Annotated in this window: 14 protein-coding genes; 7 read left to right on the plus strand and 7 right to left on the minus strand. The window is 47.9% G+C overall.

Features of this window, described 5'->3' with window-relative positions; genetic code table 11:
• The first annotated feature begins 37 nt into the window (after nucleotides 1-37).
• The 3 genes from yjbM to LACZS1_RS04195 are packed head-to-tail and all read left to right on the plus strand — an operon-like array spanning nucleotide 38 to nucleotide 2,416.
• A complete protein-coding gene (gene yjbM / locus LACZS1_RS04185) occupies nucleotides 38-715 on the plus strand; it encodes a GTP diphosphokinase (protein WP_010489529.1) in 678 nt (225 codons plus the stop codon).
• A complete protein-coding gene (locus LACZS1_RS04190; RefSeq protein ID WP_080958156.1) occupies nucleotides 645-1,514 on the plus strand; it encodes an NAD kinase in 870 nt (289 codons plus the stop codon). The genes yjbM and LACZS1_RS04190 overlap by 71 nt, the downstream gene beginning before the upstream one ends.
• On the plus strand, nucleotides 1,514-2,416 hold the full coding sequence (locus LACZS1_RS04195; RefSeq protein WP_070650253.1) for an RluA family pseudouridine synthase: 903 nt from the start codon (nucleotides 1,514-1,516) through the stop codon (nucleotides 2,414-2,416). The genes LACZS1_RS04190 and LACZS1_RS04195 overlap by 1 nt, the downstream gene beginning before the upstream one ends.
• 113 nt (nucleotides 2,417-2,529) lie before the next feature.
• On the opposite strand, the gene LACZS1_RS04200 is transcribed toward LACZS1_RS04195, so the two are convergent.
• The 4 genes from LACZS1_RS04200 to LACZS1_RS04215 all read right to left on the minus strand — a co-directional run bounded on the left by LACZS1_RS04200 (nucleotide 2,530) and on the right by LACZS1_RS04215 (nucleotide 6,544).
• Complete coding sequence (locus LACZS1_RS04200; protein WP_070650275.1) at nucleotides 2,530-3,588, minus strand: FAD:protein FMN transferase; 1,059 nt, start codon at nucleotides 3,586-3,588, stop codon at nucleotides 2,530-2,532.
• A 218-nt stretch (nucleotides 3,589-3,806) separates the two neighbouring features.
• Nucleotides 3,807-4,442, minus strand: a complete 636-nt coding sequence (locus LACZS1_RS04205; protein WP_070650252.1) for a copper homeostasis protein CutC — start codon at nucleotides 4,440-4,442, stop codon at nucleotides 3,807-3,809.
• Nucleotides 4,443-4,462: 20 nt separating this feature from the next.
• Entirely contained in the window at nucleotides 4,463-5,281 is an 819-nt protein-coding gene (locus LACZS1_RS04210; protein WP_274804304.1) for an undecaprenyl-diphosphate phosphatase, read from the minus strand.
• 222 nt (nucleotides 5,282-5,503) lie between these two features.
• The gene (locus LACZS1_RS04215; RefSeq protein ID WP_070650250.1) at nucleotides 5,504-6,544 is read right to left on the minus strand and encodes a lactonase family protein; all 1,041 of its coding nucleotides are present in this window, start codon (nucleotides 6,542-6,544) and stop codon (nucleotides 5,504-5,506) included.
• 270 nt (nucleotides 6,545-6,814) lie between these two features.
• On the opposite strand from LACZS1_RS04215, the gene LACZS1_RS04220 reads away from it, so the two are divergent.
• Nucleotides 6,815-7,189, plus strand: a complete 375-nt coding sequence (locus LACZS1_RS04220) for a PTS glucitol/sorbitol transporter subunit IIA (RefSeq protein ID WP_010489512.1) — start codon at nucleotides 6,815-6,817, stop codon at nucleotides 7,187-7,189.
• A 95-nt stretch (nucleotides 7,190-7,284) separates the two neighbouring features.
• Here the strand turns inward: LACZS1_RS04220 and rpsN are convergent, their stop codons facing one another.
• The 3 genes from rpsN to LACZS1_RS04235 all read right to left on the minus strand — a co-directional run bounded on the left by rpsN (nucleotide 7,285) and on the right by LACZS1_RS04235 (nucleotide 9,789).
• On the minus strand, nucleotides 7,285-7,554 hold the full coding sequence (gene rpsN, locus LACZS1_RS04225; protein ID WP_003564153.1) for a 30S ribosomal protein S14: 270 nt from the start codon (nucleotides 7,552-7,554) through the stop codon (nucleotides 7,285-7,287).
• A gap of 115 nt (nucleotides 7,555-7,669) precedes the next feature.
• Nucleotides 7,670-8,647 carry a GMP reductase gene (locus LACZS1_RS04230; RefSeq protein WP_044112599.1) on the minus strand — a complete coding sequence of 326 codons (978 nt, stop codon included), beginning with the start codon at nucleotides 8,645-8,647 and terminating at the stop codon, nucleotides 7,670-7,672.
• A 194-nt stretch (nucleotides 8,648-8,841) separates the two neighbouring features.
• Nucleotides 8,842-9,789, minus strand: coding sequence for a magnesium transporter CorA family protein (locus tag LACZS1_RS04235; protein WP_010489474.1), 948 nt, complete (start codon nucleotides 9,787-9,789; stop codon nucleotides 8,842-8,844).
• Nucleotides 9,790-9,855: 66 nt separating this feature from the next.
• Here LACZS1_RS04235 and LACZS1_RS04240 point away from each other — a divergent pair, with 66 nt between their 5' ends.
• From LACZS1_RS04240 to LACZS1_RS04250, 3 genes are all read left to right on the plus strand, one after another.
• Complete coding sequence (locus LACZS1_RS04240; protein WP_070650249.1) at nucleotides 9,856-10,698, plus strand: methyltransferase domain-containing protein; 843 nt, start codon at nucleotides 9,856-9,858, stop codon at nucleotides 10,696-10,698.
• Nucleotides 10,699-11,037: 339 nt separating this feature from the next.
• Nucleotides 11,038-11,547, plus strand: a complete 510-nt coding sequence (gene trmL, locus LACZS1_RS04245) for a tRNA (uridine(34)/cytosine(34)/5-carboxymethylaminomethyluridine(34)-2'-O)-methyltransferase TrmL (RefSeq protein WP_070650248.1) — start codon at nucleotides 11,038-11,040, stop codon at nucleotides 11,545-11,547.
• A 22-nt stretch (nucleotides 11,548-11,569) separates the two neighbouring features.
• The gene (locus LACZS1_RS04250; protein ID WP_010489470.1) at nucleotides 11,570-11,977 is read left to right on the plus strand and encodes a DUF1149 family protein; all 408 of its coding nucleotides are present in this window, start codon (nucleotides 11,570-11,572) and stop codon (nucleotides 11,975-11,977) included.
• The last annotated feature ends 86 nt before the right edge of the window (nucleotides 11,978-12,063 follow it).

Here is a 12,063-nt window from a genome sequence, read left to right on the forward strand (position 1 = left end):
TACCACATTATTAGAGTTTAGTATGGGAGGGCCAGTAATGCAAAGAGACTGGGACAGTTTCTTAATGCCATATGAACAAGCGGTCGGGGAATTAAAGATTAAATTTCGTGGCATGCGTAAACAATTTCAACAGGCCAATGAGCATACACCCATTGAATTCGTGACGGGACGGGTTAAACCGGTCAGTTCGATTATTGAGAAGCAGAGTCGCCGGTTCATTAGCGATGAGCTTTTGGAACAGGATATGCAAGACATTGCTGGTCTGCGAATTATGTGCCAATTTGTGGAAGACATTTATCAGGTGGTCGATCTGCTTCGTCAACGGACGGATATGAAGATCGTCGAAGAACGGGATTACGTAACCAATGTGAAACCTTCCGGCTACCGCAGCTACCATGTTGTAATTGAGTATCCGGTGCAGCTGATTCACGGCGAAAAAAAGATTCTAGCCGAAGTTCAGATTCGCACCATGTCGATGAATTTTTGGGCAACGATCGAGCACAGCCTGAATTACAAATACAATGGCGAATTTCCGGACACGTTAAAAGCCCGGCTTAAGCGAGCGGCAGAGGCTTCCTTCATGCTTGACAAGGAAATGTCCGATATTCGCGAAGAAATTCAGGAAGCCCAACATTTATTTGTTTATGGCAAGGGACAACAGCCGTATCCTGACACAACTGACGAAAAAAAGCCTGACAGTAAAAAGGATGAATAAGATGCGCGTAACGGTTTTTCATAATAGCATACCTGCCTCCATCACGGCAGCCCAAAAGTTAATTAAGCTGTTAAAAAACGGCCATTTTGAACTGGATGAACGGCACCCCGATGTTGTCATCACAATCGGCGGTGATGGCACGTTGTTGTCGGCCTTTCATCGGTACGCTGACCAACTGGATACTATTCGCTTTATTGGCGTGCATACCGGTCATCTGGGATTTTACACGGACTGGCGCGATTTTGAAATTGAAGACCTTGTGATTGCCTTAAAGGAAGATTCCGGGCAAAGCGTGAGCTATCCGCTTTTGGATGTTCGTGCCATGTACGCGGATGCCACGAGTGCGCATTATTTGGCACTTAATGAATCAACTTTGAAGCGGTTGAACGGTACGATGCGGACAGAAGTTTATATTAAAGGCGATTTCTTCGAGAGTTTTCGAGGCGATGGCTTGTGTGTTTCCACGCCGACCGGTTCGACGGCTTATAGCAAATCAAATGGCGGGGCCGTCATGCATCCGCGGTTAGACGCACTTCAGGTGACCGAAATTGCGTCGATTAATAATCGGGTATTTCGGACGCTGAGCTCGCCGATTATTACGGCGCCTGATGAATGGGTGACGCTGGAGCCGACTGGTCGGGATGATTATGTGATGACAGTCGATCAGTTTGTGATTAATCCACCAACGATTAAACAGATTCGTTATAAGATTGCCAAAGAACGGATTCATTTTGCCCGTTATCGGCACATGCATTTTTGGGATCGGGTCGAAGATGCTTTTATTGGAGCGAAACATTAATGCGTTTTGAATGGCATTACGAAGGGCCGCCGCTTAAATTGGGGGCTTTTTTAAGACAACAGGGTTTCTCCCGTGCCCAACTCAAAAAGCTCCACTATCAAGGCGGTTTTATTTTTGTGAATAAACGGCAACGCAATACCGCGTATGGGATTCGCACGGGCGACCGAATCCTGGTTCAAACCGCTCCCGAGCAGGCGGCTGATAGTGTCGTCCCGTACCCACATGATCTGGCGATTTGTTATGAGGATGATGATTATCTAGTCGTCAACAAACCAGCCGGCGTGGCATCGATTCCGGCAATCGGTCGTAAAAATGACAGTATGGCCAATATGGTCAAGGCGTATTTGATCAAAACGCGTGCGGAAAGTCAGGCGGTACACGTTGTCACTAGGTTAGATCGGGATACCAGCGGTTTAATGGTATTTGCCAAGCACAGTCTGGCGCATAGTCTGCTGGATCGGCAACTGCATAGTGAGGCTTTCTTGAAGCAATATGTGGCAATTGTTACCGCTAAGTCGCCGTTGCCTGCCCATGGGTGGATCGTGTTGCCGATTGGGGTGAGCCAAGGCTTTTATATGCGGCGAATCGTGAGCACGACTGGCAAGCCATCCGTGACCGAATATCGAACGCTGGCGCAGACTTCGCAGGCCGCGGCTGTGTTGGTGACGTTGCACACCGGTCGGACACACCAGATTCGGGTGCATTTTGCGGCGATCGGGCACGTGTTGTTTGGCGACGATTTGTACAGCCGACAACCTGTCAGCTTTGAACGGCAGGCGTTGCATTGCGCTCATCTGCGCTTCTGGCAGCCACTGAAAAAGAAATGGCTGGATATACAGGCACCGTTGCCAAAGGATATGGCGGGGCTGGCTGAGCGTTTGCAGTTGCCGCTGCGGGGATGAGTGGACTTTTTGCTGAACTCCGGTTAATAAATTTATCTATTTTCGCATGCAAATACGCCCAAAGTCAGTCTCAAGCGGTGACTGACTTTGGGCGTATTGTATTTAGCGCGAACTTAGAAATTGCCTTTGTGGTAACCCGAATCAGCATCAAATTTAAATTGTTTCTTGAGTCCGTTGGTTAAGTAGATTTTTTTGTCATTGGTGATGAAAATGGCTTGGATGTGCTGACTATTTTTAGCATTCATATACTGCAAGCCATCCTTCAATCCCTTATCAAAAGCGGCATTTGACAGCGCATCACCATCCACGCTTTTTTTGGAAACAATCGTGACTGAAGCTAGATTGTTGTCATAAGGATAGCCGGTTTTAGGATCAAAAAGGTAAATGTATTTGTGGCCGTGGGAAATCAGATATTGCTCGTAGGTACCGGCAGTGACAATCGATTCGTCACTTTCCGGAATGGTGCCAACAGCGGTGCCGCGCGCAGCAGTCGGATCCTGGATGCCCACATGCCAGTCGCGTTTGGCCCCCAGTGGCGAGTGGCCCATGACCACCACGTTACCGCCAAGATCGATAATGGCCGCGGTGACGCCGTCTTTGCGTAACACGTCGCGGACTTTATCAGCCACCCAGCCTTTGGCAATGCCGCCGAAATCAAGGCGCATACCTTTTTTGGTGAGATAGGCGGTGTTGTTCTTTGAATCAAGCTTGACATCGCGCCAGTTAACCAGCGGTAATGCTTGGTCGATCTCGCTTTGCGCTGGTACCCGCGCCCCTGGTAAGCCGATTTGCCACAGATTCGTCACTGCACCGATCGCCATATCAAAACTGCCATTTGAGTTTTTGGAAAAATAATAAGCTTTCTCCAATAGCGGCATGAAGTCTTTTGGCACTTTGACCGGTTTAATGCCGGCATTGTCATTGATTTTATCAAGCACCGAACCACCGCGGGTCAGCGTCGCTTCATCGTCAACATGATGAATCATGGCAAAACCGTCTTTTAATGCCGATTTTTTGCCTTTATCATAAATCGTCAAGGTACAAGTCGTGCCCATCACGAATTCATTTTGTGTATACGGCGTTTTGAGGTAAGTCGGCTGGGCCTTTTTCTGGCAGCCGGATAAGGTCAGAAGTCCAAAGAATGCTATTATACCGATAAAAATTTTTCGCATCATGCGTAACCCTCGTTTCATTTTTCCCTCTAGTATCATACCGCGCGTTATCTAAAAAGAAAAACCGGTTTGAGCTAGTCCGAAGCAGTTTATCAATGCATCAAAAAATCGGTTCCGAGACGAAAGGCTGTGTGGGTAAGCCTTTTGTTCCGAGAACCGATTTTGGTGGGGCTTTATTCAATCGTGTTTAGCACAGACGGGACGTGGGAATAGTTAGTTTAAAAATCAATCAACTTAGTGCCGTGTAACTCCTTAACGCCTAACTTGTCGGCAATTGCCGTAGCATTTTGGCTGGTGATGCCGCCGCCGGGAAGAATCGTAATTTGATCCGCGGCGTGAGCGATCAGCGTTTGTAAATGGGGCAGAGTGGACTCGATTGGGGTCGTGAGCGGTCCGCCATGCGTTAAGATGCGGTCAACATGATGGGCCGCCAGCCAGTCGATGGCGGCCGGTTGCTGGTCTTCGGGGATGGCATCAAAGGCCATATGGAAAACCACACTCATGCCGGCACTCGCAGCAATCAGACTGGTCATTGCATCTTCGTCAATCAGGCCATCTGCGGTCAAGGCGCCAAAAGCAACACCGTCAACACCGAGTGCCTGGGCTTCAAACAAGTCGGCTTCCATTATCTTTAATTCGGTGTCATTGTAGACAAAGTTTCCGCCCCGTGGTCGAATCATGGTCACCAGGCTGCGACCATGTTCGTGGACATATTTTGCGCTTTCCGCCATAACGCCTTTCGAAACCGTTGTGCCGCCCACCGCCAGATTATCGTTAAGTTCGATGCGATCGGCACCAGCAGCTAAGGCTTGGGGAATATGCGTATAATTTTCAACAGCAACTTCTCGTAACATAACATCCTCCTATGGCATAATTAAAGGAACATCACAAGCAACACGATAGCACCGAGCGCGATTCGGTACCAGCCAAAGGGTTTAAAGTCATGTGTCTGGACGAATTTAAGCAGCCACTTGATGGCGACGATGGCAACTAGGAACGAAACGACAGAGCCGGTGAGCAGGACGATCCACTGTTCGCCGGTGAAGCCGTTGCCTTGCCACAAGTACTTGCCGATTTTTAGAATCGACACCCCAACCATGGTCGGAATCGCCAGGAAAAAGGAAAACTCGGTCGCAACATAACGGGATGTACCGATTAATAAGGCTCCCAGGATCGTTGCGCCGGAGCGGGAAGTGCCAGGGACAATTGACAGAACCTGGAAAAGACCGATCAACAGCGCGGTTTGGTAAGTGATGTCAGCCGATGTCGTGATGTGTGACGGTTTATTTTTGAGGTAGTTTTCAACGATGATGAACAAAACCCCGTAGACGATTAAAGTAGTGGCAACGACCAGTGGTGTATGTAAATGTTTGTCCATCCAGTCGTTGAGCGGCAGGCCAACAACAACGGAAGGCAAAACCGCGATGATGACTTTTGCCCATAATTGCCAGGTTGCGTTTTGTTCCTTAACGGTTGGCTTAGAAAATGGATTCAGCTTATTGAAATATAATAGAATGACGGCTAAAATCGCACCGAACTGAATGACGTATTCAAACATGTTCATGAATTCGCGTCCCTGGGACAACTTAACGACCTGATTAACCAGGTCAATGTGGCCGGTGGAACTTATCGGGAGAAATTCCGTCAGCCCTTCGACGATCCCGATAATCACGGCTTTAATAATATCAAACATAATAACCCTCCAATTCTCAATGTTAACAGTATACAAGGTTTTAGCCCACTTGCCACATTGAAGCCGCAATTTATTGGGATCTTACAGAATCCGGCGGCAGTGGTGGTTGTGCTGGTCGAAGACGGGTACGGGGGGATAGCGTCAAAAAAATCGGACAGCATTTGCTGACCGATTTCATCATATGTGGTAATTAAGCAAGTCCCACGCGAGTTAAAAAATCCACTACTTATCCGCTAAGAACAAGACATTAACAGCTTCCGGTGTTGGAATGTCGCGTTGCTGTTCCGTGAGTGTACCGGTTTTCGGATCGCGGCTGTATAAGGTTCCGTTGCTGGTATTTTGGTTGACGGCAAGGATGTAACGTTCTGTCAGATCAAAATTAAAATCGCGCGGAAAGTCACCAGCTGTGCTGATTTGCTGCAACTGCGTCAAATTACGGCCGTCGGGACTGACAGCAAAGACCGTCAAACTGTTAAAGCCACGGTTAGAGACGTAAAGAAAACGTTGGTCACTGCTGAGGCGGATCGCGGCTGCACCATTGTGGTCGGTATAGTCGGCCGGGATAGTTGGCAATGTTGTAATAAGCTCAAAGCTGCCGGTACCGGCATCGTAGCTTAAAACACTGACTTTGCTGGATAACTCACCAAGCAGATAGGCAATTGGCTGATTGTGATTAAAGGCAATATGCCGCGGGCCAAATCCGGGTTCGGTATGGAAGACGATGGGATCGCTGAGTTTACCGGCATCGCTAACGGCATAGGTCGTCAAGGTGTCGTTACCAAGATCCACAACTGCGAGTCGCTGAAAATCTGGCGTGACTGCCGCAAAGTGGACGTGGGCGCTATCCTGTTCCGGACGGGGGCCGTTGCCTGAATGAACGACCTCATCCGTGGCCGTTAGACTGTGGTCGCGGTTGATTTTATAAACATTAATACGGCCTTCATGGTAGTTGCTGGCATAAACGAGCTGACGATTTTCATCGATGGAAACATGGGCGGGTGATGAGCCGGGCGTCAAAACCCGATTGATCAAGCGAGGAGGATTAGTGTTCAGATCATAGCTGGCAACCCCGCCTTGATCACCTTCTGCATCGACGGCATATAAAATATTGTCATCAGACACCGCTAAGTAGGTCGGTGAGCCTAAATCGGAAATCAGTGGGGTAGGCGCGGCCAATTGTCCCTGAGTATCGTCAAAGGTACCTGCGTAGATACCGGCACCGCCATGGCGCGTGTAACCGCCTAATAAGAGTCTTTGCTTCATGAACCGATTGCTCCTTTCGAATTTATGTTGAGTATAGCATGTTTTGACCTTGCTTATGCTATGATATAAAGCGTGACCTGAATGGAAATAACGGGTACCGGGTGTGGCGGCAAGGGTTGATTAGCGTACTTGAGTCGTCAGCGTTATTTCTCCCAGGATGTCAAAATGAGTATTTCACACTTTAAGAACGTGCAAAAATTTATGGCTATTTACCGTGACTGTCATAACGTGCCAGTTCACGCTCAACAATAATGGAAAGCAGGCTTTAATATGCAATTTAAGGCAACAGTAACAGCAATTGGCAAGGATGCCTTGAGCTCAAAAGATCCCATGATTATTTTGTTTGGGCCGCAAGCAACGGACGCATTGCGTGATGTCGCCGTGATCCAGCAATTTGCTGACCCCGCATCGCTTGCACAGTTTTCGATTCAAGCAGGCGACCGGATAACGATTGACGAGACAACCTTTACGATGACCTATGTCGGGCAACTGGCCGTTAGCAATCTGAAAGCAATCGGGCATGTGACCTTATTGTTTCAGGATGTACCTGCAGATAAGCCGATGCAAAACGCGATTTATCTCAAGCCTACGCACCGGCCGACCTTTAAAGTTGGCACGACCTTGTTGTACGAAACACAGGATTAGCCTAAGCGGTTTCTCCATAACGCACCCATAAAAAAACACCTAGCACGGCTTGCTCCGCCAAGTTTTGGGGGAGCAAGCCAGCTAGGTGTCATTTTTTACCATGATGCCTTGCGAACGCCGGGGATCTGACCTTTATGAGCCAAATCGCGGAAGTTCAAACGCGACATCTTGAATTTACGCATGTAAGCATGTGGCCGACCATCAAGCTCATCACGACTATGGGCACGAACAGGGGACGCATTTCGCGGTAATGCCTGCAATGCAGCATAATTGTGCTCAGCCTTATACTTGGCACGCAGCGGTGCGTATTTGGCAATCGTCGCTTCAATCTTTTTTTCTTTGGCAATCTTTGACTTTTTAGCCATGTATGCTATCACTCCTTGTTTGTGGTTTGTTTTTTAACGGTTATATTCGAACAGTTCAACCCACTTAGCATAGCACAGCCGCAGTCGACTCGCAACACTTACAAAATGTAAGCTTTTAGTATTGGTCACCATTAAAAATTGAGTTTTTAACGATCACGTAATCAACTTTGGTTAAGGCTTCAAGGTCGCGACCACCAGCATAGGAAACAGCAGACTGCAGATCTTCCTGCATTTCTTTTAACGTGTCACCGATCTTACCCTTCACCGGCAAAAGAATCTTCTTACCTTCAACGTTATGGTGGGTACCCTTTTGATATTCCGATGCGGAACCGTAATATTCCTGGTATTCTTTGCCATCAATCGTGACGTGTTTGCCCGGTGTTTCTTCATGACCGGCAAACAGGGAGCCGATCATGCACATGGTTGCACCAAACCGAATGGACTTGGCAATATCGCCATTGTTGCGAATGCCGCCGTCAGCGATAATCGGTTTACGGGCGGCTTTTGCGCACCAGCGAACGGCAGCCAGCTGCCAACCACCGGTCCCGAAACCGGTTTTTAATTTGGTGATGCAGACTTTACCGGGGCCAATCCCGACTTTGGTTGCATCGGCGCCGGCGTTTTCGAGTTCGCGGACAGCTTCGGGCGTACCCACGTTGCCAGCAATCACAAAAGCATTTGGCAGGTAGTGTTTGATATGTTGAATCATGTCAATCACAATTTGGGCATGACCATGAGCAATATCGATGGTGATATAGTCCGGGGTCAATTCATTGGCTGCCAGTGCTTCGATAAAATCGAATTCTTCATCTTTAACGCCGACACTGATCGAAGCAATCAGGCCGCGTTTCTTCATATCGCGGACAAAATCCATGCGTCGCTCCGGTTGAAAGCGGTGCATAATATAGAAGTAATCGTGTTCGGCCAGCCAGATCGCCAAAGGTTCGTCAATGATGGTCTGCATATTGGCAGGAACAACCGGGATCTTAAAGGTGTGGGGGCCGAATTTCACACTGGTATCAACCTCTTTGCGTGAACGCACCACACATTTGTTGGGAATCATTTGAATGTCTTCATAATCAAAAATCTGCATGCCGTTGTTCATCGGATTCATCCTTTCGCAAAAGCCGAACATTGTTAAGCATTTTTGGTGTTATTCAAAACACCAAGTGCTAAGATACGCGAATCAAATGTAAAAGTCAATCAAAATGGATCATTTTCTTTTTAATGTTCGGATTTTACACAGAGAAAAAGAAAAGCCGGTGATCCCGGCTAGGTAGGACGCGCTCAAAAGTACTTGTTGCGCCAAAATTGAAAGGCCAGAACAACGGCGAGCGCGATGGAGATGGCGATGGTGATGATCCAACTGACTTTCATATCTGCCAGCGGTAAATGGACGTTCATGCCGTAAAAAGAGAAGACCAGCGTCGGGATTGTCAGCAGAATCGAGTAAGAAGTTAAAAACTTCATGACGCCGTTCATGTTATTGTTGATAATTGACGAGTAGGTATCGGCGGTTTCATTGATGATGGAATTGCTGATTTGCGCCATCTCAACGGCCTGTTGATTTTCGATAAGGGTATCTTCTAAAGAATCCTGATCGTCTTCGTTGAGATTTAATGGGTTGGTTCGTTTGAGTTGTTCCAAAACATTACGATCCGTCCGAAGACTCATCATGAAGTAAACCAAGGAACGTTGGATGCCCATCAACCCATAAAGTTCTTCGTTACGCAGGTTGTGCTGAAGTTTACTTTCAATGGCTTCGCGGGCTTTGTTCAAGTCGCGCAGATAAGTCAGATAACTAATGGAAATTTGATAAAGAATTTGAATGACGGACCGGCTTTGGTGTTCAGGGTTAAAGTTACTGATCTTCCCTTCAGAAAACAGGCTCAGCAACGGAATCGGCTCTTCATTGATCGTGATCACGGCGATGTTGGTGATAATGATGGCTAGCGGACCCGTTTTATAAACGACTTTTTTGCGGGCATCGCGCGTGACGGTGGGCATATCGAAAATAAACAGATGGCTGTCATTGTCCTCGTCGAATTCATAACGGGCACCTTCATCAGGATCAAGTCCATACAGTAGGAAAGCCTCTGAAAGGTTGGCTTTATCCTGAAGTTGCTGACGCTCTTCCGGTGTGGGATTGACAGCATTAATCCAGACGCCGGGGCGAATACGCGATTGCGGATTCAGCTGGCCGGATTTCTCATCAAAGCGATAAATTGAAAGCATGGCACGCTCCTTGGCTTTTTTCTTTTAGTTTACAACAAGCGCTAGTAATGTACAGAAGGGAAAATAATGCGAAAACGTGAAGCAAAAATTCAATTAGCCGCGCAGCAGGAGCCGCTTTTTGCCTGTCCGGTATGCGGCAATGTCATGCGCGTTGAACAGGATTCACTGGTATGTCCCCAAGGGCACGTCCGCGATTTTAGCCGCAAAGGGACTATGAACTTTTTAAGCCAGCAAGTCGCAACCGAATATACAGCAACGATGTTGGCAGCTAGACGGCGGATGCTTGCGGCCGGCTTGTTCAAGCCGTTTTTGGATGCCATGGCAGTGCATTTGCAACCGCATCACCGCTTACTGGATGTTGGCTGTGGAGAAGGCACTCCGACAGCTTACTTGGCAGAGCAAAAGCAGCAGGTGGCCGTGGGCTTCGACATCTCGGCGCCCGCGATTAATTTAGCCGGTAGTTTGGCGACGTCGGCTTTATTTGCGGTGGCTGATTTGGCCCATTTGCCGTTTGTCGATGCTGCTTTTGACACGGTGACCGATATTTTTTCGCCTGGCAACTATCAAGAATTTCGCCGGGTGTTGCGGCCGAACGGTCAGTTGTTGAAAATTATTCCGCGCGCTGGGTACCTCAAAGAACTACGGACCGGGTTGTACGCCGGAACCGCCAAGGCAACTTACGACAATCGCCCGGTGCTGGATCGCTTTTTGGCGACTTTTCCCCAAGCAGAGATTCACCCAATTACGTATGACTTTCCGTTAGCAGCCGCTCAGTTTGCTGATTTGTTGACGATGACGCCATTGTCTTGGCAGGCGCCGGCTGAACGTCGCCGCGCGATGCTCGCGAATCCGCTTTCAAGTATTCACATTGAAGTCGATCTGTTAATCGTTGCACATCTTGTCAAGTAAAGGGGTTGAAAACGGGGGTAGCCGGTGTTAATATTCTTTTAAGCTATTTATTTCGGGCTTTTATCAGGGCTAGCTTTTGGGTAATTGATAAAAGTTTGCGATAAATTACTTCACTAACGTATCGCTTCGCTGAGTGCGCTCCGAAGCAATGCGTTTTTTTGTTGCTCAAAAACGGCCTTGCTCAGGTTTTCTCGTTGATTTGCCATTTTGGGTTATGAAACTGCTGGGAGACTTAAACGGAAATCGATTAGGAATTGGCCATAAAGTTGTGATTATCCGGGCGGACTGTGTGCTGCAAGTGTGCTACACTGAAAGCACTTGTGTTGAAGGGACGATAACATGGCGAATCACATTGTTTTATTTGAACCGCTAATTCCGGCAAATACCGGCAATATTGCGCGGACTTGTGCCGCAACCAATAGCTACTTACATCTCATCAAGCCGTTGGGATTTGAAACCGACGACAAGCACTTGCGGCGGGCCGGCTTGGATTACTGGGCGAAGGTGCGGATTATTTATCACGACAGTCTGGATGATTTTATGAGCACAGTCGCGGATCCGCGGCACCTGTATCTCATCACTAAGTTTGCCGATCAGACATACTCAGATCGCGATTATACCAATACCGATGTGGATCATTACTTTTTGTTCGGTAAAGAGACCACTGGATTGCCAGAAGGCTTCATGCGGCAACATGCCGACCAGTGCTTGCGGATTCCAATGACGGAAAATGTCCGGGCGCTTAACCTGTCAAACTGCGCGGCGCTGGTAGTATATGAGGCGCTGCGGCAGCAACAGTTTGCCGGACTGGAGACCGTTCATACTTACCAACATGATAAACTGAAGTAACTTACCTTTAGGAGGCGCGAAGATGGAAGCAAAACGTTACCCAATTACCGTCGAATCATTTCATTATGATCTCGTTAAATCAGACACCCCGGCTAAGAATGATTTACAGGTTGCGATGCGGCAGATTCAGTGGTCGGATCCCAAAAGACAGGAAGAACTGAAAAAAGGCAATCTTTTTGAGATGATGATTCCGTTTGATGTTGTTCCGGATAATAGCGGTTTTGAAATCTCAGGGAAGATTACCCAGATCGTTCAGGTAATGGACTACTTTGGTGAAGCCAATGAATTGCCGCAAGAAGAACTGGGCAAGCTTAGCCGACCGTTAGTTGAAACGATTGAAACGTTAACTTATCAAGTGACAGCAGTCGCTTTGGATCAAGGGGTTAATCTGCAATTCGGGGCAAGCGATGAACAACCCGGCCAGCATTAATGGCATTTGATACTTAAAGAAGCAAAAAAGGCGGCTGCATGGCTGCCTTTTTTAATTGCGGCTTCAGCTCGTGTATAATAGGCAGG

It is taken from the genome of Lacticaseibacillus zeae subsp. silagei, from assembly GCF_030770335.1.
In the GTDB taxonomy this organism is placed as follows: domain Bacteria; phylum Bacillota; class Bacilli; order Lactobacillales; family Lactobacillaceae; genus Lacticaseibacillus; species Lacticaseibacillus zeae.

Coding starts and splice junctions, on each gene's coding strand:
- LACZS1_RS04215 (WP_070650250.1), bottom strand. CDS start 6,544: ATGAAGCAAAGACTCTTATTAGGCGGTTACACGCGCCATGGCGGTGCC.
- LACZS1_RS04240 (WP_070650249.1), top strand. CDS start 9,856: ATGCGAAAACGTGAAGCAAAAATTCAATTAGCCGCGCAGCAGGAGCCG.
- LACZS1_RS04210 (WP_274804304.1), bottom strand. CDS start 5,281: ATGTTTGATATTATTAAAGCCGTGATTATCGGGATCGTCGAAGGGCTG.
- LACZS1_RS04235 (WP_010489474.1), bottom strand. CDS start 9,789: ATGCTTTCAATTTATCGCTTTGATGAGAAATCCGGCCAGCTGAATCCG.
- trmL (WP_070650248.1), top strand. CDS start 11,038: ATGGCGAATCACATTGTTTTATTTGAACCGCTAATTCCGGCAAATACC.
- LACZS1_RS04220 (WP_010489512.1), top strand. CDS start 6,815: ATGCAATTTAAGGCAACAGTAACAGCAATTGGCAAGGATGCCTTGAGC.
- LACZS1_RS04205 (WP_070650252.1), bottom strand. CDS start 4,442: ATGTTACGAGAAGTTGCTGTTGAAAATTATACGCATATTCCCCAAGCC.
- LACZS1_RS04200 (WP_070650275.1), bottom strand. CDS start 3,588: ATGCGAAAAATTTTTATCGGTATAATAGCATTCTTTGGACTTCTGACC.
- LACZS1_RS04250 (WP_010489470.1), top strand. CDS start 11,570: ATGGAAGCAAAACGTTACCCAATTACCGTCGAATCATTTCATTATGAT.
- yjbM (WP_010489529.1), top strand. CDS start 38: ATGCAAAGAGACTGGGACAGTTTCTTAATGCCATATGAACAAGCGGTC.
- LACZS1_RS04195 (WP_070650253.1), top strand. CDS start 1,514: ATGCGTTTTGAATGGCATTACGAAGGGCCGCCGCTTAAATTGGGGGCT.
- LACZS1_RS04230 (WP_044112599.1), bottom strand. CDS start 8,647: ATGCAGATTTTTGATTATGAAGACATTCAAATGATTCCCAACAAATGT.
- rpsN (WP_003564153.1), bottom strand. CDS start 7,554: ATGGCTAAAAAGTCAAAGATTGCCAAAGAAAAAAAGATTGAAGCGACG.
- LACZS1_RS04190 (WP_080958156.1), top strand. CDS start 645: ATGGCAAGGGACAACAGCCGTATCCTGACACAACTGACGAAAAAAAGC.